This window comes from Xanthomonas graminis pv. graminis (genome assembly GCF_030168915.1).
Lineage (GTDB): Bacteria > Pseudomonadota > Gammaproteobacteria > Xanthomonadales > Xanthomonadaceae > Xanthomonas_A > Xanthomonas_A translucens.
In genome coordinates this window covers 571,869-597,525 of sequence record NZ_CP076255.1, presented here as the reverse complement: position 1 = coordinate 597,525, position 25,657 = coordinate 571,869, and the positions used below count along the sequence as shown (strand labels likewise).

At 65.6% G+C, this 25,657-nt stretch carries 17 protein-coding genes, 2 tRNA genes and 3 rRNA genes; 8 read left to right on the top strand and 14 right to left on the bottom strand.

The features are described from left to right. Positions 1-37: 37 nt before the first annotated feature. A complete protein-coding gene (locus tag KHF85_RS02545) occupies positions 38-1,351 on the bottom strand; it encodes a murein hydrolase activator EnvC family protein (protein WP_409976645.1) in 1,314 nt (437 codons plus the stop codon). A gap of 101 nt (positions 1,352-1,452) precedes the next feature. Here KHF85_RS02545 and KHF85_RS02540 point away from each other — a divergent pair, with 101 nt between their 5' ends. Both KHF85_RS02540 and KHF85_RS02535 read left to right on the top strand, forming a co-directional pair. Then, positions 1,453-2,121: a DUF4097 family beta strand repeat-containing protein gene (locus tag KHF85_RS02540; RefSeq protein WP_284568402.1), complete on the top strand. Its 669-nt coding sequence runs from the start codon at positions 1,453-1,455 to the stop codon at positions 2,119-2,121. A gap of 84 nt (positions 2,122-2,205) precedes the next feature. Next, on the top strand, positions 2,206-3,936 hold the full coding sequence (locus KHF85_RS02535) for a M28 family metallopeptidase (RefSeq protein WP_284568401.1): 1,731 nt from the start codon (positions 2,206-2,208) through the stop codon (positions 3,934-3,936). A gap of 469 nt (positions 3,937-4,405) precedes the next feature. Here KHF85_RS02535 and KHF85_RS02530 read toward each other — a convergent pair whose 3' ends face one another. Continuing rightward, the gene (locus tag KHF85_RS02530) at positions 4,406-5,473 is read right to left on the bottom strand and encodes an NAD(P)-dependent alcohol dehydrogenase (protein WP_284568400.1); all 1,068 of its coding nucleotides are present in this window, start codon (positions 5,471-5,473) and stop codon (positions 4,406-4,408) included. A 333-nt stretch (positions 5,474-5,806) separates the two neighbouring features. Between KHF85_RS02530 and KHF85_RS02525 the strand changes: the two genes are divergently transcribed. Continuing rightward, a complete protein-coding gene (locus KHF85_RS02525) occupies positions 5,807-5,941 on the top strand; it encodes a hypothetical protein (RefSeq protein WP_284568139.1) in 135 nt (44 codons plus the stop codon). Between the two features lie 414 nt (positions 5,942-6,355). On the opposite strand, the gene rrf is transcribed toward KHF85_RS02525, so the two are convergent. The 6 genes from rrf to tyrS all read right to left on the bottom strand — a co-directional run bounded on the left by rrf (position 6,356) and on the right by tyrS (position 13,428). Continuing rightward, positions 6,356-6,470 (bottom strand): 5S ribosomal RNA (rrf, locus tag KHF85_RS02520). A 170-nt stretch (positions 6,471-6,640) separates the two neighbouring features. Then, positions 6,641-9,520: ribosomal RNA gene (locus KHF85_RS02515) — 23S ribosomal RNA — on the bottom strand. 227 nt (positions 9,521-9,747) lie between these two features. Beyond that, positions 9,748-9,824 (bottom strand) — tRNA-Ile (locus tag KHF85_RS02510). Between the two features lie 76 nt (positions 9,825-9,900). After that, a tRNA-Ala gene (locus KHF85_RS02505) sits at positions 9,901-9,976 on the bottom strand. 85 nt (positions 9,977-10,061) lie between these two features. After that, a 16S ribosomal RNA gene (locus tag KHF85_RS02500) occupies positions 10,062-11,606 on the bottom strand. The 16S, 23S and 5S rRNA genes sit together here with 2 tRNA genes alongside, the layout of an rRNA operon. 610 nt (positions 11,607-12,216) lie before the next feature. Continuing rightward, on the bottom strand, positions 12,217-13,428 hold the full coding sequence (gene tyrS, locus KHF85_RS02495) for a tyrosine--tRNA ligase (RefSeq protein WP_284568399.1): 1,212 nt from the start codon (positions 13,426-13,428) through the stop codon (positions 12,217-12,219). Between the two features lie 167 nt (positions 13,429-13,595). On the opposite strand from tyrS, the gene KHF85_RS02490 reads away from it, so the two are divergent. Continuing rightward, positions 13,596-15,065 carry a M23 family metallopeptidase gene (locus KHF85_RS02490; protein ID WP_284568398.1) on the top strand — a complete coding sequence of 490 codons (1,470 nt, stop codon included), beginning with the start codon at positions 13,596-13,598 and terminating at the stop codon, positions 15,063-15,065. Between the two features lie 96 nt (positions 15,066-15,161). Further along, a complete protein-coding gene (locus KHF85_RS02485; RefSeq protein ID WP_284568397.1) occupies positions 15,162-16,292 on the top strand; it encodes an anhydro-N-acetylmuramic acid kinase in 1,131 nt (376 codons plus the stop codon). Between the two features lie 42 nt (positions 16,293-16,334). Here KHF85_RS02485 and KHF85_RS02480 read toward each other — a convergent pair whose 3' ends face one another. The 3 genes from KHF85_RS02480 to KHF85_RS02470 all read right to left on the bottom strand — a co-directional run bounded on the left by KHF85_RS02480 (position 16,335) and on the right by KHF85_RS02470 (position 18,744). Next, the gene (locus tag KHF85_RS02480) at positions 16,335-16,562 is read right to left on the bottom strand and encodes a hypothetical protein (protein WP_064539574.1); all 228 of its coding nucleotides are present in this window, start codon (positions 16,560-16,562) and stop codon (positions 16,335-16,337) included. 68 nt (positions 16,563-16,630) lie between these two features. Then, a complete protein-coding gene (locus tag KHF85_RS02475; protein ID WP_284568396.1) occupies positions 16,631-17,947 on the bottom strand; it encodes an AmpG family muropeptide MFS transporter in 1,317 nt (438 codons plus the stop codon). Then, positions 17,944-18,744, bottom strand: coding sequence for an exodeoxyribonuclease III (locus KHF85_RS02470; protein WP_284568395.1), 801 nt, complete (start codon positions 18,742-18,744; stop codon positions 17,944-17,946). Before KHF85_RS02470 ends, KHF85_RS02475 begins: the two co-directional genes overlap by 4 nt. Before the next feature lie 128 nt (positions 18,745-18,872). On the opposite strand from KHF85_RS02470, the gene pyrE reads away from it, so the two are divergent. Together pyrE and KHF85_RS02460 are read left to right on the top strand one after the other, a co-directional pair. Next, entirely contained in the window at positions 18,873-19,532 is a 660-nt protein-coding gene (pyrE, locus tag KHF85_RS02465; protein ID WP_284568394.1) for an orotate phosphoribosyltransferase, read from the top strand. Positions 19,533-19,547: 15 nt separating this feature from the next. After that, complete coding sequence (locus tag KHF85_RS02460; RefSeq protein ID WP_284568393.1) at positions 19,548-20,228, top strand: hypothetical protein; 681 nt, start codon at positions 19,548-19,550, stop codon at positions 20,226-20,228. A 371-nt stretch (positions 20,229-20,599) separates the two neighbouring features. Here KHF85_RS02460 and KHF85_RS02455 read toward each other — a convergent pair whose 3' ends face one another. From KHF85_RS02455 to coaBC, 3 genes are read right to left on the bottom strand one after another with little or no spacing between them, the layout of a single operon-like run. Beyond that, positions 20,600-22,963 carry a phosphomannomutase/phosphoglucomutase gene (locus tag KHF85_RS02455; protein ID WP_284568392.1) on the bottom strand — a complete coding sequence of 788 codons (2,364 nt, stop codon included), beginning with the start codon at positions 22,961-22,963 and terminating at the stop codon, positions 20,600-20,602. A gap of 15 nt (positions 22,964-22,978) precedes the next feature. Next, on the bottom strand, positions 22,979-23,449 hold the full coding sequence (gene dut / locus KHF85_RS02450) for a dUTP diphosphatase (protein ID WP_009588584.1): 471 nt from the start codon (positions 23,447-23,449) through the stop codon (positions 22,979-22,981). Continuing rightward, positions 23,446-24,711, bottom strand: a complete 1,266-nt coding sequence (gene coaBC / locus KHF85_RS02445; protein WP_284568391.1) for a bifunctional phosphopantothenoylcysteine decarboxylase/phosphopantothenate--cysteine ligase CoaBC — start codon at positions 24,709-24,711, stop codon at positions 23,446-23,448. Before coaBC ends, dut begins: the two co-directional genes overlap by 4 nt. A 97-nt stretch (positions 24,712-24,808) precedes the next feature. Here coaBC and radC point away from each other — a divergent pair, with 97 nt between their 5' ends. After that, a complete protein-coding gene (gene radC, locus KHF85_RS02440; protein WP_053839145.1) occupies positions 24,809-25,483 on the top strand; it encodes a RadC family protein in 675 nt (224 codons plus the stop codon). The last annotated feature ends 174 nt before the right edge of the window (positions 25,484-25,657 follow it).

The following is a 25,657-nucleotide window of genomic DNA, read 5'->3' as shown; positions in this document are numbered from 1 at the left end:
GGCTAAATCCGCGTTGAATGCACGGCCGCGGCCGCGCTCAGCGGCGCTGCAGCCACGACGACGGATCCACCGGCTGACCGTTGCGGCGCAACTCGAAATACAGCGCCGGGCGCCCTTGCCCGCCGGAATTGCCGACCTTGGCCACCGCATCGCCGCGCTTGACCCGGTCGCCGGGATCGCGCAGCAACGCATCGTTGTGGGCGTACAGGCTCATGTAGCCGTTGCCGTGGTCCACGATCAGGATCATGCCGTAACCGGTCATCCAGTCGGAGAACACCACCGTGCCGTCGGCCACGGCGGTGATCGTGCTGCCGGCCGGCGCGGCGATCAGCACGCCGTTGCTGGTGCGCCCGTCCGGCAGCTTGCCGCCATAGCGCGCGATCAAATCGCCGGACAGCGGCCAGCCCAGGCCACCGACCTTCAGCGCCGGCGCCGACGCCACCACCTTCGGCGGCACCTTGCTGCCGCCGCGCGACGGATGCTTCGCCGCGGCCTTGGCCTGCGCGGCCTGCTCAGCGGCGGCGCGTTTGGCGGCGGCGCGGCGCTCGGCCTCGGCCCGCGCCGCCGCCGCGCGCAGATTGGCCAGCAGCGTTTCCAGCGCCTTGGCATCCTGGCCCAGCGCCTTCTCGCGCTCGCTGCGATCCTGGTAACGCTCGTCCAGTTCGGACACCAGGCTGGCGCGCTGCGTGCGGTCGCGCTGCAGCGCCGCCGCCTGATCCTGCTGCTGGCGCTGCGCTGCGCTGAGCTGTTGCCGCTTGGCCGCCACCTCGCGCTGCACCTGTTCCAACGCCTGCAGCTCATGGGTCAGCGTGGCGATGCGCTGCGCGCGCTCGCGCTGCAGGTAGCGGTGATAGGCCAGCAGGCGATTGGCATCGGCCACCCGATCCTGCGCCAGCAGCAGCTTCAATGGCGCATTGCTGCCGATCGCATAGGCGGCACGCAGCAGTTGCGCCAGTTCAGCGCGCTGCCGTACCAGGCCGCTGCGCAGCGTGTCGCGCTTGCGCTCCAGTTCGGCCAGGGTCTGCTGGTGCTGGCGCAGCGCCTGCTGGGTCTGCGCCAGGCTGCGCCCGGTCGTGGCCACCTTCTCGTCGGCATCGCGCAACTGCCGCGCCGCGTCGCCGCGCTTGCCTTCCAGCTGGCGCCGCTCCTCGGCCACGCTCTTGAGCTCGCCGCGCACCTTCTCCAGGCGCCGCTCGGCCTCGCGCGGGTTCTGCGCCAGCGCCAGCGTCGCGATCAGCAGCAATGCCGTCGCCGCCAGCAGTCGTGTCGCCGCGCGCCCACAGACGGGCAGGCGCCGCCGCACCGCGCTGGGCGACGCGGGACGCAACGGAGCGGAGACGGTTGCGGGCAAGGGCTGGTCCAATGACTTCAGGCAGGTGCGGATTGTAGCGAAGCGTGTTGTGATCGCCGCACACGTGGTGCCGCGACTGGCCTGCATTCTGGAGGTGGGTGATGAAGCGTACGCATTTATCGGTCCTGTTGACGTTGGCGCTGGCCCTGCTCGCTGGCACCGCCCTGGCGGCGGAAGGCATTAGCAAGGTCAACGGCAGCATCACCGCCGAAGCCGGCAAGCAGTACGGTGACCTGGAAACGGTGAACGGCGGCATCCGCGTCGAATCCGGCGCCCGTGTCGGCAATGTGGAAACCGTCAACGGTGGCCTCAAGATCGCCGACAACGCGCAGTCCGGAGGGCTGTCCACGGTCAACGGCGGCATCCGCGTGGGCCAGCAGGTGCAGATCGCCGATTCCATCGAGACGGTCAACGGCGGCATTTTCGTCGACCGCGGCAGCCGCATCGGCGGCAGCGTGGAAAGCGTCAACGGCAGCATCGGCCTGGTCGCCACGCAGCTGCAGGGCGGCATAGAGACGGTCAATGGCGACATCACCGTCGGCCACGACTCGCACCTCGGCGGCGGCATCGAGATGAAGAAGCCGAGCTTCAGCATGTCGTTCAAGCCGGCGCGCAAGCCGCGCGTCATCATCGGCCCGCGCGCGGTGATCGATGGCCCGCTGCATTTCGAGCGCGAAGTGACCCTGTACGTGCACCGCAGCGCCAAGACCGGTCCGATCAGCGGTGCCACCGCGCAGCCGTTCGACGGCGACACCGCGCCGGAGAATTGATCCGGCCGCGTCGTCCGCAAGGCCGACGGCGCGCGCGCGGGACTTGCCTATAGAATCGGGATTCCTCACCCCCCAGGAGCCCCCATGTCCCGCAAGCTCGTGCTGTGCCTGGCTGCCGCCGCCGCGCTGACCGCATGCAAGCGCGAAGCGCCGGCCCCGGCCGCCGACGCCGCGCCGTCCGTGCCCGCTCCTGTGGCCGCCACGGCCCACAGCTTTTCTCCCGAGATCACCCCGGCCGACTTCGGCGAGCTGGTCAAGACCCTGTCCTCGGACACGTTCGAAGGCCGCGGCCCCGGCACTGCGGGCGAAGAGAAGACGGTTTCCTACATCCGCGACCAGATGCAGCGCATCGGCCTGCAGCCGGGCAACGGCGACAGCTGGTTCCAGGACGTGGCGATGACCGAGACCACGGCCAATCCGAACACCACGCTGAAGCTGGAACAGAACGGCAAGCCACGCGAATTGAAGTTCGGTACCGACATGGTGATCGGCACCCGCACCGGCCAGACCGAGGTCAGGATCGACGCCAGCGACATGGTATTCGTCGGCTACGGCGTGGACGCGCCGGAGCAGAAGTGGAACGACTACGCGGACCAGGACTGGAAGGGCAAGACGGTGGTGATGTTCGTCAACGACCCGGGCTTCCATACCGAGGACGGCACGTTGTTCGAAGGCAAGCGCATGACCTACTACGGGCGCTGGACCTACAAGTTCGAGGAAGCCGCGCGCAAGGGCGCGGTCGCCGCACTGATCGTGCACGACACCCCCGGCGCCAGCTACGGCTGGGACGTGGTCAGGAACTCCTGGTCCGGCGCGCAATACGACCTGCCGGCCAAGGACGATCCGGAACCGCGCATCGCCGCGCAGGGCTGGATCACCGCGCAGGCCGCCAAACAGTTGTTCGCCGACGCCGGGCTGGACCTGGACCAGGCATACAAGGACGCCAGCAAGCGCGGCTTCAAGCCGGTGCCGCTGAAGGCCAAGCTGTCGGTGGACCTGAAGAGCACGATTTCCGAGAAGAAATCGCGCAACGTGGTCGGCGTGCTGCCCGGCGGCAGCCGCGCCGACGAGGCCGTGCTTTACATGGCGCACTGGGATCACCTCGGCAAGCACGAGGGCGAATCCCGCGACAACATCTACAACGGTGCAGTGGACAATGCGACCGGCGTCGCCGGCATCCTCGAGCTCGCCGATGCGTTCGTGCACCAGCAGCCCAAGCCGGAGCGGTCGGTGGTGTTCCTGGCGGTGACGTTGGAAGAGTCGGGCCTGCTCGGTTCCAAGTACTACGTCGCCCATCCGACCTTCCCGTTGAACAAGATCGCCGGCGTCATCAACCTCGATGCGATGCCGGTCGCCGGCCGCGCCAAGGACTTGGTGGTCAACGGCTTCGGCAGTTCCGAACTGGAGGACCTGCTCAAGCCGATCGCCGCTGCACAGGGCCGCGTACTGCATGCCGAGTCGGCGCCGCAGAGCGGCTTCTACTTCCGCTCCGATCACTTCAACTTCGCCAAGGCCGGCGTGCCGGCGCTGTACATCGATGGCGGCGAAGACCTGATCGATGGCGGCCTCGATGCCGGCAAGCGCGCCTCCGAGGACTACAGCAAGCACCGCTACCACACGCCCGCCGACCAATACGATCCGGCTACCTGGAAGCTCGATGGGGTGATGGACGACCTGCAGGCCGTGTACGGCGTCGGCAAGGGACTGGCGGCAGGCGACACGTGGCCGAACTGGTATCAGGACAACCCGTTCAAGGCGGCGCGCGACAGCATGATGGGCGGTGCCAAACCGGCGCCGGCCGCGCCGGGCAAATGATCGGCTGACGCATCGCTTGGCGACAGTCGCGACAACGGCGCTACGGCGCCGTTGTCGTTTCACCGCGTCCGCCGGCTTCGACCATCGCCGCTGATGCCCGACGCTGCCGCTTCCCTGGAGGAGCGACTTCAGTCGCGACGAGCGCAGCGGCGGGCCTTCCGGCTTCGGACGTTGTCGCCGCTGAAGCCGCTCTACAGTGCACCAAGCAGGCCTTGTAGGAGCGGCTTCAGCCGCGACGGGCATTCCCGATGTGGCCTGTTGCAACGAATGGCCCTGGGCTCTCCCGGAGTTGCCCATGCAGCTTTCGTTGCCTGTAACCACGGGAACGCAAAGCGCTCCAACGCAAGGTCATGACACATGACGCGCATAAAAAACGCCTGGGCGCTCGCGCGTCCAGGCGTCTCGTCGAACATTGCGCATCGCGAGCACAGGCCAGCCGCGTTGTTGCGCGGCCGGCCATGCCACTGCATCAAGCAGCCTGCTTGGCGTGCTCCAGGCTGGCCATGTCGATGACGAACCGGTACTTCACGTCGCCCTTGAGCATGCGCTCGTAGGCCTCATTGATCTGCGTCATCTCGATCGTCTCGATGTCCGACACGATGCCGTGCTTCGCGCAGAAATCGAGCATCTCCTGGGTCTCGCGGATGCCGCCGATCAGCGAGCCGGCCAGCTGGCGGCGCTTCATGATCAGGTTGAACACCGTCGGCGACGGATGCGGTTCGGCCGGTGCGCCGACCAGCGTCATCGTGCCATCGCGCTTGAGCAGGGCCAGGAACGCGTCCAGGTCGTGCGAGGCGGCGACCGTATTGAGGATGAAGTCGAAGCTGTTGGCATGCGCGGCCATCTCCTGCGGCAGTTTGGACACCACCACTTCGTCGGCGCCCAGACGCAAGGCATCGTCCTTCTTGCCCGCCGAGGTGGTAAACAGCACCACATGCGCGCCCATCGCGTGCGCGATCTTCACTCCCATGTGGCCCAGGCCGCCGAGCCCGACGATACCGACCTTCTTGCCCGGCCCGACCTTCCAATGGTTCAGCGGCGAATAGGTGGTGATGCCGGCGCACAGCAACGGCGCCACCGCCGCAAGGTCCTTTTCGGCGTGGCTGATGCGCAGCACGTACTGCTGGTCGACCACGATATGGTCGGAGTAGCCGCCATAGGTGTTCTCGCCACCGAACATGGGACCGTTGTAGGTACCGACAAAGCCGTTTTCGCAGTACTGCTCTTCGCCGTCTGCGCAGGAGGCGCAATGCCGGCAGCTATCGACCATGCAACCGACGCCGGCCAGATCGCCGACCTTGAAGGCATCGACCTGGTCGCCGACCGCAGTGACGCGCCCGACGATTTCATGCCCTGGTACGGACGGATACTGGGTGTTGTGCCACTCGTTGCGCGCGGTATGCAGGTCGGAATGGCAGACGCCGCAATAGAGGATCTCGATGCTGACGTCGTGCGGCCCCGTCGTGCGGCGCTCGAACGCATAGCGGGTCAGCGGCTGATCGGACGCCAGTGCGGCGTATCCATTGGCTTGGCTCATGGGAAAGTTCTCTGGTGACGGGAGAAGGGGCTGAAGCGTGGGCGACGCCGATGTCGTCGGCAACGCATGTCAAAGCTGGCATGGCAGACGAAAAGTCTAAGCCGACCTGCATTAAAAGCGCGCATCGCCGGTGGAACGGAGCGAGCCATGCAGGCGGGCGCGACGCCCGCATTGGGAAGCGCGGTTGCACAGGTTCGGCTGGATTGGCGTTGCTGGCTGCTGGACGCCGGGCGCTGAGCCCTGCGGCAAAGGCTGAAGCTGACGCGAGGGTATTCACTCCCTTGCACAACCCCGCATTGGGAGCATGGCCACTCTGCGCAAACGGAGAACGCCATGAACGACCCCAACACGATCCGGTCCCGGCCGCTGCTGGCGGCAGCGCTCGCGCTGGCCGTCGGCAGCGCCTACGCGCAATCGCCGGCGCCGGCGCAAGCCGCGGGCACAGGTAAGGCGCTGCTGGGCGAGTAGGGCTACAGCAAGCTGGAGAGGCTGAAGTTCGAAGACGGGCTATGGAAGACCGAGGCCACCAGCGGCGACGGCAAGCGCGGCGATGTACGGATCGGGCCGCGCGGCGGGTATCTACACGAAGGGCACGCCGTCCAAGCTGAGCGAAGCTCCAGTGCACGCGTCGCTGACGGATCGGGCTACTGGGCTACTGGGCAGGAGCATGACCTGGAAGAGGACGAGGGCTTGTGGGAAGCGCCGTCGCAGAACGCGGGCGGCCAGGGCGTGGAACTGTAGGCGGCCCCGGAGGGCGGTCGGTTGGTGAGGGCGCAGCGCGAGTGAGGCGCAGGGTTTGGGTGTGAGGGCTGTTGCGGTGGTGCTTTTGGATCGCGCAATAAAAAATCCCCGTCCTTGTGGGACGGGGATTAGGGGTAAAGCCCCTGGCGATGACCTACTCTCGCATGGCTTGAGCCACACTACCATCGGCGCAGCTGCGTTTCACTTCCGAGTTCGGGATGGGATCGGGTGGTTCCACAGCGCTAATTTCACCAGGGAGACGGTTGGAGTGTCGCCTGGTTGTGTCTTCGGACAAGGCACGGATGTGCGGCTTGTGTGGAAGACGGCAACTGGCGCCAGCCTCTCATAGGGTGTGACGTAGCGAGCGTTTGTAGAGCTATCGACGTGTGTCGTGCTAAGGGATGCTTGGAAGCACCTTGAGGTTATATGGTCAAGCCGCACGGATCATTAGTATCAGTTAGCTCAATGCATTGCTGCACTTACACACCTGACCTATCAACCACGTAGTCTACATGGTTCCTTAAGGGGGCTTGTGCCCCGGGAAGTCTCATCTTGAGGCGCGCTTCCCGCTTAGATGCTTTCAGCGGTTATCGCTTCCGAACATAGCTACCCGGCAATGCCACTGGCGTGACAACCGGAACACCAGAGGTTCGTCCACTCCGGTCCTCTCGTACTAGGAGCAGCCCCTCTCAAACTTCCAACGCCCATGGCAGATAGGGACCGAACTGTCTCACGACGTTCTGAACCCAGCTCGCGTACCACTTTAAATGGCGAACAGCCATACCCTTGGGACCGACTACAGCCCCAGGATGTGATGAGCCGACATCGAGGTGCCAAACACCGCCGTCGATATGAACTCTTGGGCGGTATCAGCCTGTTATCCCCGGAGTACCTTTTATCCGTTGAGCGATGGCCCTTCCATACAGAACCACCGGATCACTAAGACCTACTTTCGTACCTGCTTGATCCGTCGATCTTGCAGTCAAGCACGCTTATGCCTTTGCACACAGTGCGCGATGTCCGACCGCGCTGAGCGTACCTTCGTGCTCCTCCGTTACTCTTTAGGAGGAGACCGCCCCAGTCAAACTACCCACCATACACGGTCCCCGATCCGGATAACGGACCTAGGTTAGAACGTCAAGCACGACAGGGTGGTATTTCAAGGTTGGCTCCACCACAGCTAGCGCCATGGTTTCATAGCCTCCCACCTATCCTACACAGACGAACTCAACGTTCAGTGTAAAGCTATAGTAAAGGTTCACGGGGTCTTTCCGTCTTGCCACGGGAACGCTGCATCTTCACAGCGATTTCAATTTCACTGAGTCTCGGGTGGAGACAGCGCCGCTGTCGTTACGCCATTCGTGCAGGTCGGAACTTACCCGACAAGGAATTTCGCTACCTTAGGACCGTTATAGTTACGGCCGCCGTTTACTGGGGCTTCGATCAAGAGCTTCACCTTGCGGCTGACCCCATCAATTAACCTTCCAGCACCGGGCAGGCGTCACACCCTATACGTCCACTTTCGTGTTTGCAGAGTGCTGTGTTTTTGATAAACAGTCGCAGCGGCCTGGTTTCTGCGACCCTCTTCAGCTATAGCTCGCATGAGCCACCAAAAAGGGTGCACCTTCTCCCGAAGTTACGGTGCCATGTTGCCTAGTTCCTTCACCCGAGTTCTCTCAAGCGCCTGAGAATTCTCATCCTACCCACCTGTGTCGGTTTACGGTACGGTCTGCGTAAGCTGAAGCTTAGGAGCTTTTCCTGGAAGCGTGGTATCAGTGACTTCGTCTAAAAGACTCGTCTCGGTGCTCGGTCTTAAAGGATCCCGGATTTGCCAAAGATCCAAACCTACCGCCTTTCCCCGGGACAACCAACGCCCGGTACACCTAACCTTCTCCGTCCCTCCATCGCACTTACGCGAGGTGCAGGAATATTAACCTGCTTCCCATCGACTACGGCTTTCGCCCTCGCCTTAGGGGCCGACTCACCCTGCGCCGATTAACGTTGCGCAAGGAAACCTTGGGCTTTCGGCGTGCGGGTTTTTCACCCGCATTATCGTTACTCATGTCAGCATTCGCACTTCCGATACCTCCAGCAGACTTCTCAATCCACCTTCAACGGCTTACGGAACGCTCCTCTACCGCGCATCGCTTATCGCGATGCACCCCAAGCTTCGGTTCACTGCTTAGCCCCGTTAAATCTTCCGCGCAGACCGACTCGACCAGTGAGCTATTACGCTTTCTTTAAAGGGTGGCTGCTTCTAAGCCAACCTCCTGGCTGTCTGTGCCTTTCCACATCGTTTTCCACTTAGCAGTGAATTTGGGACCTTAGCTGTGGGTCTGGGTTGTTTCCCTTTTCACGACGGACGTTAGCACCCGCCGTGTGTCTCCCGGATAGTACGTACTGGTATTCGGAGTTTGCAATGGTTTGGTAAGTCGCGATGACCCCCTAGCCATAACAGTGCTCTACCCCCAGTAGTATTCGTCCGAGGCGCTACCTAAATAGCTTTCGAGGAGAACCAGCTATCTCCGGGTTCGATTAGCTTTTCACTCCTAATCACACCTCATCCCCTACCTTTGCAACGGGAGTGGGTTCGGGCCTCCAGTCAGTGTTACCTGACCTTCACCCTGGGCATGACTAGATCACCCGGTTTCGGGTCTACTGCCCGCGACTATGCGCCCTTATCAGACTCGGTTTCCCTTCGCCTCCCCTATACGGTTAAGCTTGCCACGAACAGTAAGTCGCTGACCCATTATACAAAAGGTACGCAGTCACTCTTGCGAGCTCCTACTGCTTGTACGCACACGGTTTCAGGATCTATTTCACTCCCCTCTCCGGGGTTCTTTTCGCCTTTCCCTCACGGTACTGGTTCACTATCGGTCGGTCAGGAGTATTTAGCCTTGGAGGATGGTCCCCCCATGTTCAGACAGGGTTTCACGTGCCCCGCCCTACTCGTCTTCACTGGAATGGCCCTTTTAAATACAGGGCTATCACCTTCTATGGCCAACCTTTCCAGGTTGTTTTTCTAGAACCATACCAGCTTAAGGGCTAGTCCCCGTTCGCTCGTCACTACTTAGGGAATCTCGGTTGATTTCTTTTCCTCCGGTTACTTAGATATTTCAGTTCACCGGGTTCGCTTCCAGCAGCTATGTATTCACTGCAGGATACTGCCGAAGCAGTGGGTTTCCCCATTCGGATATTGCCGGATCAAAGCTTGTTGCCAGCTCCCCGACACTTTTCGCAGGCTGCCACGTCCTTCATCGCCTCTGACCGCCAAGGCATCCACCGTGTGCGCTTATTCGCTTGACCATATAACCTCAAGTTGCCTCGAGGTCATGCTGAGTCCGGGGGTACAACGCCCGGACGCGAACTATAACGACTCAATTTCTAGGGACTCGAGGTCCCCGCCTTAGCCACAACGACACGTCAAGATAGTTTGATCTCAAACGCTCGCTACGTCACAAATTTTAAAAGAACATACCCCAGCCTCAGTGCTGGCGCATCTTAAATTCTTAGTGTGCTTCTTACATTCAGAGTGGTGGGTCTGGGAGGACTCGAACCACCGACCTCACCCTTATCAGGGGTGCGCTCTAACCACCTGAGCTACAGACCCAAAGTCTTGGCTCTTGCAGGTCCCTGAGACCGTCCGCACACGGATGCGCGGGCGTTTGCAGAGGGATCTGCAAATCTGGTGGAGCCAGTCGGGATCGAACCGACGACCCCCTGCTTGCAAAGCAGGTGCTCTCCCAGCTGAGCTATGGCCCCGAAATCGGGGTGCTCCGCCCTATGGCGGAACTCTCTGAATGCAGGTTACTTGTGAGGACGCCTGTAGGCGTAGCTGTCATGCTCAAAAGGAGGTGATCCAGCCGCACCTTCCGATACGGCTACCTTGTTACGACTTCACCCCAGTCATCGGCCACACCGTGGCAAGCGCCCTCCCGAAGGTTAAGCTACCTGCTTCTGGTGCAACAAACTCCCATGGTGTGACGGGCGGTGTGTACAAGGCCCGGGAACGTATTCACCGCAGCAATGCTGATCTGCGATTACTAGCGATTCCGACTTCATGGAGTCGAGTTGCAGACTCCAATCCGGACTGAGATGAGGTTTCTGGGATTGGCTTACTCTCGCGAGCTTGCAGCCCTCTGTCCTCACCATTGTAGTACGTGTGTAGCCCTGGTCGTAAGGGCCATGATGACTTGACGTCATCCCCACCTTCCTCCGGTTTGTCACCGGCGGTCTCCTTAGAGTTCCCACCATGACGTGCTGGCAACTAAGGACAAGGGTTGCGCTCGTTGCGGGACTTAACCCAACATCTCACGACACGAGCTGACGACAGCCATGCAGCACCTGTCTCACGGTTCCCGAAGGCACCAATCCATCTCTGGAAAGTTCCGTGGATGTCAAGACCAGGTAAGGTTCTTCGCGTTGCATCGAATTAAACCACATACTCCACCGCTTGTGCGGGCCCCCGTCAATTCCTTTGAGTTTCAGTCTTGCGACCGTACTCCCCAGGCGGCGAACTTAACGCGTTAGCTTCGATACTGCGTGCCAAGTTGCACCCAACATCCAGTTCGCATCGTTTAGGGCGTGGACTACCAGGGTATCTAATCCTGTTTGCTCCCCACGCTTTCGTGCCTCAGTGTCAGTGTTGGTCCAGATGGCCGCCTTCGCCACAGATGTTCCTCCCGATCTCTACGCATTTCACTGCTACACCGGGAATTCCGCCATCCTCTACCACACTCTAGTTGCCCAGTATCCACTGCAATTCCCAGGTTGAGCCCAGGGCTTTCACAACGGACTTAAACAACCACCTACGCACGCTTTACGCCCAGTAATTCCGAGTAACGCTTGCACCCTTCGTATTACCGCGGCTGCTGGCACGAAGTTAGCCGGTGCTTATTCTTTGGGTACCGTCAGAACAATCGGGTATTAACCGACTGCTTTTCTTTCCCAACAAAAGGGCTTTACAACCCGAAGGCCTTCTTCACCCACGCGGCATGGCTGGATCAGGCTTGCGCCCATTGTCCAATATTCCCCACTGCTGCCTCCCGTAGGAGTCTGGACCGTGTCTCAGTTCCAGTGTGGCTGATCATCCTCTCAGACCAGCTACGGATCGTCGCCTTGGTGGGCCTTTACCCCGCCAACTAGCTAATCCGACATCGGCTCATCTATCCGCGCGAAGCCCGAAGGTCCTCCGCTTTCACCCTAAGGTCGTATGCGGTATTAGCGTAAGTTTCCCTACGTTATCCCCCACGAAAAGGTAGATTCCGATGTATTCCTCACCCGTCCGCCACTCGCCACCCATGGTATTGCTACCACTGTGCTGCCGTTCGACTTGCATGTGTTAGGCCTGCCGCCAGCGTTCACTCTGAGCCAGGATCAAACTCTTCACTTAAAATTACAGACCCGAAGGCCAATACTTTGATATGCAGAGTTCAAACCAAGCTTACGTATCGCTTGCTTAGCAATTGATTTGTTGCTCTTGATTCGAACGTCTGCAAGATGGACATACTTCCACCTGCAGGCGCCCTCACAAGTTACCTGCGCACACTGTCAAAGAACTTCGGGGCCGGCCTCAGCGCCTTTCCCGTTTCACGGCGACGTTTCCGCCGTAGCGAGCCGCCCATTATAGCGGACTTTTTCTTGCCGTCAACACCTCGTTTCGGAGGGTTTGACGCCGGCTCAACTCAAACCCTGAAGGCTTTTCGCTGAACCGAGCCGCCCATCATAGCGGCTTTTTTGTTGCCGTCAATACCTCTTCGAAGAGATTTTTGACGACCCCGCCGCGTTGCTGTTGCGTTGCCGCAAGGCGTTGCGTTGGGGGAGGGAAAGTATGGCTGCAAACCCGCCGCTTTGGAAGGGGGTGTGAAAGATTTTTTCACTGCGCCGTCGTAGTTACGTGTTAATGCGAGGCGTATCACTAATAAGCACGCAGTTCGCAGCCCAGGCTCTACTGCCAAAAAGCTGTCAGCGTCGGCGATGGCGGTCGTTGGCCGCCATCCTGTTCAGGCCAGGACCAGGCGCACGCGCGCGAAGGTGCGCTTGCCGACCTGCAACACGCCTTCGAATCCGGGCACGAAGCTGTGCTGCGGGTCTTCCACCACTTCGCCTTCCACGCGTACCGCGCGCTCCTTGAGCTTGCGGCTGGCTTCGGAGTTGCTGGCGGTCAGCCCGGCGGCGGTCAGCAGCGCGGCGATGCGCAGGCCTTCCGCCGGCACCGCCACGTCCTGCAGCGGCAATGCGCTGGTGTCGCCCTGCCCGGTTACCACCGCATGCCAGCCGACGATGGCCTGCTCGGCCGCCGCGGCGTCGTGGAAGCGCGTGGTCAGCTCGCGCGCCAGGCGCAGCTTCACGTCGCGCGGGTGCAATGCGCCGGCCTGCACCTGCCGCTTCAGTTCCTGCGCCTCGTTCAGGCTTATGTCGAAGGACAGCAGCTCGATCCAGCGCCACATCAGCTCGTCGCCGATCTTCATGGTCTTGGTGACGATGTCGATCGCCGGCTCGCTGATGCCGATGTAGTTGCCCAGCGACTTGGACATCTTGTTGCCCCCGTCCAGGCCCTCCAGCAGCGGCATGGTCAGCACGATCTGCGCCGGTTGTCCGTAATGCTCCTGCAGGCCACGCCCCATCAGCAGGTTGAATTTCTGGTCGGTGCCGCCCAGTTCGACATCGGCCTTCAAGGCCACCGAATCGTAGCCCTGCACCAGCGGATACAGGAATTCGTGGATGGCGATGGATTGCTGCGCGGCATAGCGCTTGGCGAAGTCGTCGCGCTCGAGCATGCGCGCCACCGTGTGCTGGCCGGCCAGGCGGATCATGTCGGCCGCGCTCATCTGCCCGAACCACTCGGAGTTGAAGCGCACTTCGGTGCGCTCGCGGTCCAGCACCTTGAACACCTGCTCCTCATAGGTGCGCGCATTGGCGAGCACGTCCTCGCGGGTCAGCGGCTTGCGGGTGACGTTCTTGCCGGTGGGGTCGCCGATCATGCCGGTGAAGTCGCCGATCAGGAAAATCGCCTGGTGGCCCAGCTGCTGGAATTGACGCATTTTGTTCAGCAACACGGTATGGCCGATGTGCAGGTCGGGCGCGGTCGGATCGAAACCGGCCTTGACCCGCAGCGGGCGGCCCGTGCGCAACCGCGCTTCCAGTTCCTCGCGCTTGAGGATTTCGTCGGCACCGCGGCCGATCAGGGCAAGAGACTCTTCAATCGTGGACAAAACGGAACTCCGACGGGTTGCCGCCAGGCAACATGAATGGCGTTAAGTGCTAGTTAACCGCGCGTCCAGCGAAAACCTGAGCCGGTTCAATGGTTTGACGCGCTGTTGATCGATGTTTATGGTAGCCGAGTTTTGAGCTCGCGCTTCGAGCTCATGAGGAAGCTTTGATGCAGAACAGCGAAACCGAACAGGAACGCGCGCGCAAGCAGCGCTTCCAGCAACGTCTCCATGTGCTTCACGACACCGCACTGCATCGGCAGCTGACGCAGCATTTGCCCGCCGGGCGCTGGACGCGCCGCCACTGGATCCACGCCAGCCTGTTCGCCACCATCGGCGCGCTGGTGTCGACGATCGTGCCCGGCTTCTCCAATGCGATCGACGTGCCGCTGCAGACCACGCACGCGACCCTGGCGCTGCCGTTGCCGCCGATCTCGCTGGCCCAGCAGCAGGGCGTGGCCGGCGACAGCTGGCAGGTGGTGCGGATCCAGCCCAGGCAGACCCTGGGCGCGGTGTTCGAACAGCTCGACATCCCGGCCACGGTGATGCACCAGGTACTGGATCACCCCGGCACCCGCGAGGCGCTGACCAAGCTGCGCCCCGGCGCCGAGATCGGCTTCGACCTGCCGGTGGCCGGCAGCCTGCGCGGGATCCGCTTCGACCGCGACGCCACCCACCGCGTGGAACTGTCGCTGCTCGGCGACGATATCCGCGAGAAGGTGACCGAGCGCGAGACCAGCACCCGCACCGCGGTCATCAGCGGCGAAATCACCAGCTCGCTGTATGTGGCCGCGCGCAAGGCAGGGTTGTCGCCGGCGGCGATCGCGACGATGACCGACGAGATCTTCAAGTACGACATCGACTTCGATAAGGATCTGCAGCCGGGCGACCGCTTCAGCGTGGTGATGGACGAGACCTGGCGCGAAGGCGAACGGATCGACACCAGCAAGATCCTGGCGGCGACCTTCACCACCCGCGGCAAGACCTACAGCGGCTTCCGCTTCGAGCGCGACGGCAAGCCGGCCGAGTACTTCGACGTGAGCGGGCGGCCGCTGAAGAAGAGCTTCATCCGCATGCCGGTGTCCTACAGCCGGATCAGTTCGACCTTCGGCGAGCGCAAGCATCCGGTGCTGGGCACCATGCGCATGCACAAGGGTATCGACTACGCGGCGCCGTCGGGCACGCCGATCATGGCCGCCGGCGATGCGCGGGTGCAGTTCGTCGGCACCCAGCACGGCTACGGCAACGTGGTGATCCTGGACCACGGCAAGGGCTACAGCACGCTGTACGGGCACATGTCGCGCTTCGGCGGGATCAAGCCCGGCCAGCGCATCAATCAGGGCACGGTGATCGGCTTCGTCGGCATGACCGGCATGGCCACCGGCCCGCACCTGCACTACGAGTTCCGCGTGGATGGCGTGCAGCGCAATCCGGCGTCGGTGACGATGCCGCCGCCGACACCGCTGGCCGGCACCGAGCTGGCCGCGTTCCGTTCACAGACCTCGCCCGCACTGGCGCGCATCCAGCGCGTGGAGAAGCTGATCTACGCCGACGCCGCCCCGGCCAAGAGCGACGCCCCGGCGAAGAAGAAGAAGACGGTCGCCTCGGCCAAGTCGGCGCAGTCCAGCGACGCTGGTTGAGCCGCTTACCGGCCCCGGCCCCGCCACGGCGGCGCGGATTGACGCGCCGCCGTCCCTCGCCCACGCTGCGACGCTGATGCTGCCTGGTGCTCCGCAATGCCCGCTCCGATCGCACTCGATGACGAGGCGCTGTTCCTCGGCCTGATGTCCGGCACCAGCGCCGATGGCATCGATGCGGCGCTGGTGCGCTTCGGCGCCGATGGCCAGGCGCAGCTGCGCCTCGGCCGCACCTACGCCTGGGCGCCGCGCCAGCGCCAGGCGCTGATCGCGCTGGGCGAAGGCGGCGAGATCGATTCGCTGGATACGCTGGGCCGGCTCGATGCGGAGGTGGCGATCGCTTTCGCCGCGGCCGCGCTGCGCCTGCTCGAGGAAGCCGGCGTCGCGCCTGCGCAGGTCCGCGCGATCGGGTCGCACGGGCAGACCGTGCGCCATCGGCCGCTGGCCGACCCCGCCTTCACCTGGCAACTGGGCGACGGCAACCGCATCGCCGAGCTGACCGGCATCGCCACGGTGTGCGACTTCCGCCGCCGCGATGTGGCCGCCGGCGGCCATGGCGCGCCGCTGATGCCGGCCTTCCATGCGGCAATGCTGGGCGCGGCGCACGAGGACCGCGCGGTACTGAACCTGGGCGGGATCGGCAACCTGACCCTGCTGCCGGCGCACGGCAGCGTGCGCGGGTTCGACACCGGCCCGGCCAACGCGCTGCTCGATGCCTGGTGCCAGCGCCATCTGGGCCAGCCCTACGATGCCAGCGGCGCCTTCGCCGCCAGCGGCCAGGTCGACGAGGGCCTGCTGCAGCGCTTGCTGGCCGATCCCTGGTTCGCACTGGCCCCGCCCAAGAGCACCGGGCGCGAACAGTTCCACCTGCGCTGGGTGGATGCGCTGCTGGAGCCGGCCGCGCATCCGGCCGCGGCGGTGCAGGCGACCTTGCTGGAACTGAGCGCGGCCACCGTCGCCGATGCGCTGCTGGCGCAACAGCCGGCGACCCGGCAACTGCTGGTCTGCGGCGGCGGCGTGCACAACCCGCTGTTGCTGGCGCGGCTACAGGCGCGGCTGCCGGGGGTGCAGGTGCTGTCCACGCAGGCGCTGGGCCTGGATCCGGACTACGTGGAAGCGATGGGCTTCGCCTGGCTGGCGCGGCAGACCCTGGCCGGATTGCCCGGCAACCTGCCTTCGGTCAGCGGCGCGCGCGGGCCGCGCATCCTGGGCGCGATCCACCTGGCCTGACGGCGGCGGCACCGCTCAGCGCCATGGGTGACGCCGCACGGCTCAGAAGCCGGCGCCGGCCGGCAGTTCGCGCAACGCCGCGATCGCCTCGGACAAGACGTCCACTTCCGGATTCTCGAAGCCGCTGCGCACCTGGTACTCACTGGCGAACAGGCCATGCTCGATCAGGTTGAGCACGGTCTGGTGCTGGGTCCAGCCGCGCGAAACAGCGATGCGGCGGATCCGATCGACCAGGAGGGGGTTGATGTCGCGCAGCAGCAGATCGGTCATGCGTACTCCCGAAAGGACGGCGGCCCCCCCTGCGCCGCCGAGCATCATCCGCAAGTCCGAGCGGGCTTTCAATCCGCCTGATGCGCGGCGGGCGCTGATTGTTCACGGATCCGTGGCCACAGCCAGGCCAGCAGCAACAGGGTCGGGATCACCGTGAACGCGCTGAGCACGAAGAAGGTGCTGTAGGACGTGGCCTCGACGATGTAGCCGGAAGCACCGCCGACGAACTTGCCGGGCAGGTTGGCCAGCGACACCAGCAGCGCGTACTGGGTGGCGGTGAAGTTGCGGTCGGTGAGCGACGACATGAACGCGACCAGCACGGTGCTGGCGAAGCCCTGGAACAGGTTGTCGGCGCTGAGCGCGGCGTAGAACGACCACAGCTGCCCGGGATGGTGGGCCATCAGCAGGAACGCCAGGTTCGACAGCGCCACGCCCAGCGCGGCGACGAACAGCATGCGCCGGAAGCCGAACGCCGCCACCGCCAGGCCGCCGGCGAACGCGCCGGCGATGCCCATCCACACCCCGAACAATTTGGACACGGTGGCGATGTCGGCCTTGCTGAAGCCCGAATCCAGGTAGAACGGCCCGGACATCACCCCGATCACCTGGTCGGGAAACTTGAACAGGCCCACGAACAGCAGCAGCCCCAGGCCCAGCGCCAGGCCGTTGCTGCTGAAGAAGCTGGAGATCGGCTGCCAGAACGCGCCGACCACATCGATCTTGCGCACCACCGTGGCCACCGGCACCTCCGGTTCGCGGCACAGCAAGGTGGTGGCGATCGGCAGCAGCATCAGCCCGGCCATGACCAGATAGGCCAGGGTCCAGTCGCCGAACTGGGCCAGGTACAGCGCGCCGGCGCCGGACAGGATCAGGCCGATGCGGTAGCCGAAGGTGTAGGTCGCGGCGAGCGCGGCCTGTGCGGAGGCCGGGGCGATCTCGATCCGGTACGCATCGACCACCGAATCCTGGGTGGCGCCGGCGAAGGAGGCGATCAGCACCCACAGCACCAGGCCGCCGAGACTCAGCTCCGGACGCATCAGCGCCAGCGCGGCCAGGCCGATCATGACCCCCAGCTGCGACACCAGCAGCCACGAGCGGCGCCGGCCCAGGAACGCGACCAGCGGGAACGGATAGCGGTCCAGCAGCGGCGCCCACAGGAACTTGAGCAGGTAGAAGAAGCTGGCCAGGCTGATCAGGCCGATGCTGCCCAGGTCCAGGCCGACGTCGCGCAGGCGCGTGGACAGGGTCTGCGAGGCGATCAGCAGGAACGGCAGGCCGCTGCCGAAGCCGAGCAGCGCCATCGTCGCCGCCGACGGCGTGGCGAAGGCGCGCTTGATCCCGGCCCAGCCCTTGTAGGACGCCGGCGCGGACGCAGTTCCGCTCATTCGCGGTAGTCCACCACGAACGGCGCATGGTCGGAGAAGCGCTGCGCGGTGTAGATCGCGCAGCCCTGCAGGCGCTCGCGCAGCGACGGCGTGACGAACTGGTAGTCGATACGCCAACCGACATCGTTGGCGCGCGCGGCGCCGCGGTTGCTCCACCAGGTGTAGTCCTGGCCCTGCGGGTGCAGCGCGCGGTAGGCGTCGACCCAGCCGCGGCCGCTGGCCGGGTCGGCGTCTTCGGCGCGGTCGGCGCACAGGCCGTTGAGCCAGTCGCGCTCGGCCGGCAGGCAGCCGGAATTCTTCTGGTTGGACTTCCAGTTTTTGATGTCCAGCGCCGAGCGCACGATGTTCCAGTCGCCGCACAGCACGTAGTCGCGGCCGCTGGCCAGCCATTCGGCCAGGATCGGCCGCAGCCAGTCCATGACCTGGAACTTGTAGCCCTGGCGCAGTTCGCCGGACGAGCCGGAGGGGATGTAGAACGAGACCACGCTGAGGTTGCCGAAGCGCGCTTCCAGGTAGCGGCCCTCCTCGTCGAACTCGGGCCAGCCCAGTGCGGTGCGCACCTCGTCGGGCTCGCGCTTGCTGTAGATGGCCACGCCGCTGTAGCCCTTCTTGGTGCTGGCATCGCGGAACCAGACCCGATACCCCTGCGGCATGAACGCCGGCCCGGCCAGCTGATGTTCCTGCGCCTTGGTTTCCTGCACGCACAGCACGTCGGCGTGCTGGCTGGAGAACCACTCGAAGAAGCCCTTGGTGGCGGCCGAACGCAGGCCGTTGGCGTTGAAGCTGATGATGCGCATGGAGAACCGGGAATGGGAAAAAGGGAATGGGCTATCGACAAAGCGTACCCCAGCAAGGCCGCGAAGACGGAACAACCGGCTATGCTTTTGACCATTCCCTATTCTCCATTCGCTACTCCAAGCCCCCCATGACCGACTACCGGCAACGTTTCCTGCAATTGGCCCTGGACGCGCAGGCGCTGCGCTTCGGCGAGTTCACGCTGAAGTCCGGGCGCATCAGCCCCTATTTCTTCAATGCCGGGCGCTTCGATTCCGGGAGCACGGTGGCGAGCCTGGCGGCGTGCTACGCCGATGCGGCCGATGACGCCGGGCTCGACTTCGACCTGCTGTTCGGCCCGGCCTACAAGGGCATCCCGCTGGCAACCGCACTGGCCTGCGAGTATGCGCAGCGCGACCGCAACCTGCCGTTGGCGTTCAACCGCAAGGAAGCCAAGACCCATGGCGAAGGCGGCAGCCTGATCGGCGCGCCGCTGGCCGGGCGCCGGGTGCTGATCGTGGACGACGTGATCACCGCCGGCACCGCGATCCGCGAGGCGCTGGCGATCATCCGCGCGGCCGGCGGCATCCCGGCGGCGATCCTGGTCGCGCTGGACCGCCAGGAGATCGCCGGCGAGCACGACCGGCGCTCAGCGGCGCAGGCGGTGGCCGCGGAGGCCGGGGTTCCTGTGGTGTCGGTCGCGCACCTGGGCGATCTGCTTGCATTCATCGATGGAAACGCGGACCTTGTCGGCTTCCGCGAACCGCTGCTGGCCTATCGGGCACGCTACGGCTGCGATCCGTCAGGCTGACAGCAGGGGGCTGCCATGATGCCGATCCAACCACCATGGGCCCGGGCCGCGTTGCCGGTCCTGCTCGCACTGATTGCGCTGCCAGCCGCAGCGCAGCCGGCGTCATCCAAGAAACTGTACTGCTGGAACCAGGGCGGGCAGCGCGTGTGCAGCGATGCGCTGCCGCCGGAAGCGGTGAACCAGGCGCGCGACGAATTCAATGCCAAGAGCGGCATGCGCAGCGGCGCGGTCGGCCGCGCGCTGAATGCCGAGGAGCGCGCCGCGGCCAGCGCCGATGCCGCCCAGCAGCGCGCCGACCAGGCGGCGCTGGAGACGCGCAAGCGCACCGACCAGGCGATGCTGCTGTCGTTCCAGACCGAAGAGGAACTGCGCCGGGTGTTCTCCGAGCGCATTGGCATCGTCGACAACAACATCAACACCGCGCGCTACAACGTCAACAGCCTGCGCGAGAGCCTGGTCGGCCTGCTCGCCAGCGGCGGCGCGCGCGAACTGGCCGGGCAGAAGGTGACCGGCAAGATCGTCGAAGACGTGCAGCAGCGGCATCGCGCGCTGCTGTGGCAGCTGCGCATGCAGAAGAACTTCGAGCAGCAGCGGCTCGGCCTGAACCAGGAAATCGACGACGCCCTGCAACGCTATCGTGCGGCGAAGCGGCCCGAAACCGGAACAGCGCCGGCTACGCCAACGAACAGCGGTTGAGCGCGGCACGCGGCCAGCGACGATCGCCAGGTCGCCGCGGCAGGGATGTCGGGACTGAAGTCCCTCCCACAATGCACCCAGCGAGTAGCCCGCGCGTCCCTTGTAGGGAGCGACTTCAGTCGCGACGAGCGAAGCACGGATGCACGGCGGTTTCGGATGCTGTCGGGGCTGAAGCCCCTCCTACAGTGCACCCAGCGAGTGGGCCGCGCTTCCTGTAGGAGCGGTTTCAACCGCGACGAGCGCAGCCCGCAATCGTTGCGCTCTCGGCAACTCTGTCGCGGGCTGACGCCCCTCCTCCAGCACTCCGCGTGCCGGCAGCGCTACGTCGCCTCGCCCGGCGCTGCGCCGGACGAATACGACATGCACGCGCCTCAGAATCCCGCCGCCAGCGACGACGACAGGGCCTGCAGCTGGCTGCGGAACAGGTCCTTGATCCGCTCCAGCGCGGCGCTGGTATCGGCCTCGAAGCGCAGCACCAGCACCGGCGTGGTGTTGGATGCACGCACCAGCCCCCAGCCATCGGCGAAGTCGGCGCGCAGGCCATCGATGGTGAGCAGGCGTGCGCCGGCGAACGCCGAATCTTCCTGCTGCGCGGCGGCGACCAACTGCGCGACCAGCGCATGCGCGTCCTGGCCGTCGGCCAGCGGCAGCTTGATCTCCGGCGTAGAGACGCTGTCGGGCAACTCGGCCAATACCTCGGACGGGCTCTGCTGGCGCTGCGCCAGAATCTCCAGCAGCCGCGCCGCCGCGTACAGGCCGTCGTCGAAGCCGTACCAGCGTTCCTTGAAGAAGAAGTGGCCGCTCATCTCGCCGGCCAGCTCGGCATCGGTCTCGCGCATCTTCGCCTTGATCAGCGAATGCCCGGTCTTCCACACCATCGGGCTGCCGCCGTTGCGCAGCACGTAGTCCGACAGCTTGCCGGTGCACTTGACGTCGTAGATCACCAACGCGCCGGGATTGCGCTGCAGCACGTCGGCGGCGAACAACATCAGCAAGCGATCTGGGTAGATCACCGCGCCTTCCTTGGTGACCACGCCGAGCCGGTCGGCATCGCCGTCGAAGGCGATGCCCAGGTCGGCGTCGAAGCGCTTCACGGTCTGGATCAGGTCTTCCAGGTTGTGCGGTTCGCTGGGATCGGGGTGATGGTTGGGGAAGGTGCCGTCGACCTCGCAGTAAAGCGGGATGACCTCCGCGCCGATCGCCTCCAGCAGCCGCGGCGCCAGTTCGCCGCCCACACCGTTGCCGGCATCGGCCACCACCTTGAGCGGGCGATCCAGCTGCACGTCGTCGGCGATGCGCTGGATGTAGTCGCCGCCGACATCGCGCTGCTCCAGCCGTCCCGGTTCGGCGGCGCTCGGCAGGCGGCCTTCGCTGATGCGTGCGTACAGGTCGGTGATCGCCGCGCCGGACAGCGTCTCGCCGCCGACCACGATCTTGAAGCCGTTGTAGTCCGGCGGGTTGTGGCTGCCGGTGACCGCCACGCAGCTGCCGGCACGCAGGTGGAAGCTGGCGAAGTACACCACCGGAGTCGGCGCCAGGCCGATGTCGGTGACGTGGCAGCCGGAGCGGCGCAAGCCTTCGATCAGCGCCGCCGACAGTTCCGGGCCGGACAGGCGGCCGTCGCGGCCGACCACCACCTCGTTCAGCCCCTGCTCCTGCATCACCGCGCCGATCGCCTGGCCGATCAGCGTGGCGGCCTGCGGGCTGAGGTCGCGGCCGACCACGCCGCGGATGTCGTAGGCGCGGAAGATGGCGGCCGGCACCGTCTGCGCCGGCACCGTCCTGGCCGGCGCGGACTCGCCCTCGCCCTCGCCCTCGGGCGACGGCGATGGCGACGGCGGTGACGGCGGTTCCTGGTGTTGCAGGCTCTGCCGCAGGGTGGGTTCCTGCTCGGTGCCGGCGGCGGCGGCCTTGGCGCGACGCGGCCGCGGCAGGCGGCCGCGCGCGGCCAGCAACACTGCCAGGGCCAGGACGCCGAGCATGCCGGCGACGATCAGGCACGGCAGCGCGCCCAGGCCGAGCGGACCGACATCGGCATCGGGCAACGCCGCGACCACGCGCAGCCCGGACGTGCCGATCGGGCGCGACAACGCATCGCCATGGTCGGCCAGGCTGGTATCGCCGGCGCCGATCACGTCGTAGCCGCCCTGGCGCAGCGCCAGGTAGCCGCTGGCCGGAACCGCGGCCTGCGCCACCGGCGCGGTCAGCACGCGCAGCGGCAAGCGCAGGTAGGCCACGCCGACGCCGGTGTCCAGGGTCACCGGCGCCGCCAGTCCCAGCCGCGGCCCGCCGCCGTCGCGCACCACCGCGCTGGCGACGGCGTTGGTCAGCAAGGCCTTTTCCACCAGCGCCAGGCGCCCGTAGCCGAAGCCGCCGACATCGGCATAGCCGGCACCGAGGTCGCCGGGCAGCACCTGCGCGTCTTCCGCTTCCTTCCAGCCCTCGCGCAACGCCTGCGCGGCCGTCGCCGCGTCGCCGCACGCCAATGCGGCCTGCACCGCGGGCCGCTGCACCTGCGCGGCCAAGCGCTTGGCGGCAGCGGCCAGCGCCTGCGAGGTCTGCGCCACCGCCGCGTCGCGCGCCTGCTCCAGCGCGGTGGCGCTATCTGCGTAGCGCCATTGCTGCGCGCCGCTCCAGCCGAACCACGCGGCCAGCACCACCAGCAGCAGCGCCAGCAGCGGCGCCGCCTTGCGCAAACCTTCCGGCGCAGGCGGCCGTTGTGTTGCCTCGCTCATGCAGACGATCCCCTGTCAGCGCACTCCGGTATGGCCGAATCCACCCGTTCCCCTGGCGCTGTCGGCGAAAGTATCCACCACCTGCAGGGCAACGCGCACGACCGGCATCACCACCAGCTGCGCGATGCGGTCGCCGGGGGCGATGGTGAACGGCTCGCGGCCACGGTTCCAGACGCTGATCAGCAGCGGCCCCTGGTAGTCGGCGTCGATCAGGCCGGTGCCGTTGCCGAGCACGATGCCGTGGCGATGGCCCAGCCCGGAACGCGGCAGCACCACCGCGCACAGCTGCGGATCGGCGATGTAGATGGACAGCCCGCTGGGGATCAGCGCGGTATCGCCCGGCGCCAGGGTCAGCGGCGCCTCGGTGGCCGCGCGCAGATCGAGCCCGGCGCTGGCCTCGGTGGCGTAGTCCGGCAGCGGCCAGCTGTCGCCGAAGCGCGGGTCGAGCAGTTTGACCTGCAGCGGGTATGGCGTCGGGATGGTCATGCGTGCAGTCGCTCCGCGATCAGGGCCAGCAATTGTTCGGCCAGTTGCGCCTTGGACACGGCCGGGAAGCTGCGCGCGCCCTGCTGCCAGTACGCGGTGGCGGCATTCTGGTCGCTCTCGAAGCCGTTGCCGGCCACCCCCACCTGGTTGGCGATGATCAGGTCCAGGTGTTTGTCGTTGAGTTTGCCACGCGCGTAGCGTTCGATGTCGTGGGTCTCGGCGGCGAAGCCGACCACCAGTTTCAGCGCCTGGGTCTGGGCGGCGACCTCGGCCAGGATGTCCGGGGTGCGCACCAGTTCCAGGGTCAGCATCTCGCCGCTCTTCTTGATCTTCTGCGCGGCGACCTGCCTGGGCGTGTAGTCGGCGACCGCAGCGGTGCCGATGTAGATGTCGGCCGGCAACGCGCCCAGCACCGCGTCGCGCATCTGCGCCGCCGAGCGCACGTCGATGCGCTGCACGCCGTCGGGCGTGGGCAGGTGCACCGGACCGCTGACCAGCACCACCGCCGCGCCCTGCCGCGCGGCCGCGGCGGCCAGGGCGTAACCCATCTTGCCGCTGCTGCGGTTGCCGAGGTAGCGCACCGGATCAAGATCCTCGTAGGTCGGGCCGGCGCTGATCAGCAGGCGCAGGCCGCTGAGCGCGCCGGCCGCGGTGCCGGCGGCGAGCGTTGCCGGCGCCGCGGCCGCTGCGGGCGTGGCCGCGGCGCGGCCGCCGGCCAGCGCGGCGACGATCTGCTCCGGCTCGGCCAGGCGCCCGGGACCGGACTCGCCTTCGGCCAGTGGGCCGTCGTTCGGCCCGACCACGCTGGCGCCGCGCTGGCGCAGCGTGGCGACATTGGCCTGGGTGGCGGGGTGCAGCCACATGCGATGGTTCATCGCCGGGCACACGGTCAGCGGCGCGGTGGTGGCCAGGCACAGCGTGCTGACCAGGTCGTCGGCCAGGCCGTGGGCGAGGCGGGCCAGCAGGTCGGCGGTGGCCGGCGCGACCACCACGCGGTCGGCCCAACGCGCCAGTTCCAGATGCCCCATCGCCTGCTCGGCGGCGCTGTCCCACAGGCTGGTGCGGGTCGGGTGCGCGGACAGCGCCTGGAAGCTCAGCGGCGTGACGAACTGCTGCGCGCCGGCGGTCATCGCCACCTGCACCTCGGCGCCGGCCTCGCGCAGCCGCCGCACCAGCTCCAGCGCCTTGTAGGCGGCGATGCCGCCGCCCACGCACAACAGCACACGCCGCCCCTGCAGGGGCCCCTCGAAAGTACCGGTCACGTCGGGAGTGTCCTACCCATGCAAGAATGATTAGCTTACCCGATGGCCCTTTGCGACCCTGATACCGTTGCGCCATATCGTCCGCCAATCTGGCGATATGCACATATCCAAATGGCCCCGCGACGAACGCCCCCGGGAAAAGCTGCTGGCACGCGGCGCCTGGGCCCTCTCCGACGCCGAACTGCTGGCGATCTTCCTGGGTTCCGGTTTGCCCGGCAGCGACGCGGTACGCACCTCGCGCGACCTGCTGCAGCGGCACGGCCCGCTGCGCAAGCTGCTCGACCGCCCGCCCCGCGACCTGGTCCGCCTGCCCGGACTCGGCCTGGCACGGGCCTGCAGACTCTCGGCCGCGCTGGAGCTGGGCCAGCGCCATCTGGCCGCTGAACTGGAACGCGGCACGACCCTGAACGACCCGAGCGCGGCCGGCCGCTACTTCGCGCAGCGCTTGCGGGCGCGGCCGCACGAGGTGTTCGCGGTGCTGTTCCTGGACACGAAGCACCGCTCGCTGGCGTTCGAGGAGCTGTTCCAGGGCACCCTGGACGGCGCCGAGGTGTATCCGCGCGAAGTGCTGCGGCGCGCGCTGGCGCACAACGCGGCGGCGGTGATCATCGGCCACAACCACCCGTCCGGGAACCCGGAGCCCTCCTCCGCCGACCGCGCCGTCACCCATCGCCTGAAACAGGCACTGGGGCTGGTGGATATCCGCTTGCTCGACCATTTCATCGTCGGCGACGGCGTGCCGGTGTCGATGGCCGCGCGCGGCTGGGCCTGAACCGCCGGCCGTGGGTCGTGCGCCAGGCGCCATGCCAGCGCCTGGCATGTGCGCGGATCGCGAATGCACGATCCCGGGTCACCGATCCCGGATTCCGGATCCCGCCATCGTCGGACGGCCTGAGGTCGGGCTGAACCCGGCACGGGCCGGGAGGCGGCGGGTCGGGTAAAATCG

Bases quoted from the DNA above. Each gene is read 5' to 3' on its own strand.
- KHF85_RS02525 (WP_284568139.1), top strand. From the start codon at position 5,807: ATGAACGACCCCAACACGATCCGGTCCCGGCCGCTGCTGGCGGCAGCG.
- KHF85_RS02530 (WP_284568400.1), bottom strand. From the start codon at position 5,473: ATGAGCCAAGCCAATGGATACGCCGCACTGGCGTCCGATCAGCCGCTG.
- KHF85_RS02470 (WP_284568395.1), bottom strand. From the start codon at position 18,744: ATGCGCATCATCAGCTTCAACGCCAACGGCCTGCGTTCGGCCGCCACC.
- KHF85_RS02480 (WP_064539574.1), bottom strand. From the start codon at position 16,562: ATGACCGATCTGCTGCTGCGCGACATCAACCCCCTCCTGGTCGATCGG.
- KHF85_RS02540 (WP_284568402.1), top strand. From the start codon at position 1,453: ATGAAGCGTACGCATTTATCGGTCCTGTTGACGTTGGCGCTGGCCCTG.
- KHF85_RS02535 (WP_284568401.1), top strand. From the start codon at position 2,206: ATGTCCCGCAAGCTCGTGCTGTGCCTGGCTGCCGCCGCCGCGCTGACC.
- pyrE (WP_284568394.1), top strand. From the start codon at position 18,873: ATGACCGACTACCGGCAACGTTTCCTGCAATTGGCCCTGGACGCGCAG.
- radC (WP_053839145.1), top strand. From the start codon at position 24,809: ATGCACATATCCAAATGGCCCCGCGACGAACGCCCCCGGGAAAAGCTG.
- dut (WP_009588584.1), bottom strand. From the start codon at position 23,449: ATGACCATCCCGACGCCATACCCGCTGCAGGTCAAACTGCTCGACCCG.
- KHF85_RS02490 (WP_284568398.1), top strand. From the start codon at position 13,596: ATGCAGAACAGCGAAACCGAACAGGAACGCGCGCGCAAGCAGCGCTTC.
- KHF85_RS02485 (WP_284568397.1), top strand. From the start codon at position 15,162: ATGCCCGCTCCGATCGCACTCGATGACGAGGCGCTGTTCCTCGGCCTG.
- KHF85_RS02455 (WP_284568392.1), bottom strand. From the start codon at position 22,963: ATGAGCGAGGCAACACAACGGCCGCCTGCGCCGGAAGGTTTGCGCAAG.
- KHF85_RS02460 (WP_284568393.1), top strand. From the start codon at position 19,548: ATGATGCCGATCCAACCACCATGGGCCCGGGCCGCGTTGCCGGTCCTG.
- KHF85_RS02475 (WP_284568396.1), bottom strand. From the start codon at position 17,947: ATGAGCGGAACTGCGTCCGCGCCGGCGTCCTACAAGGGCTGGGCCGGG.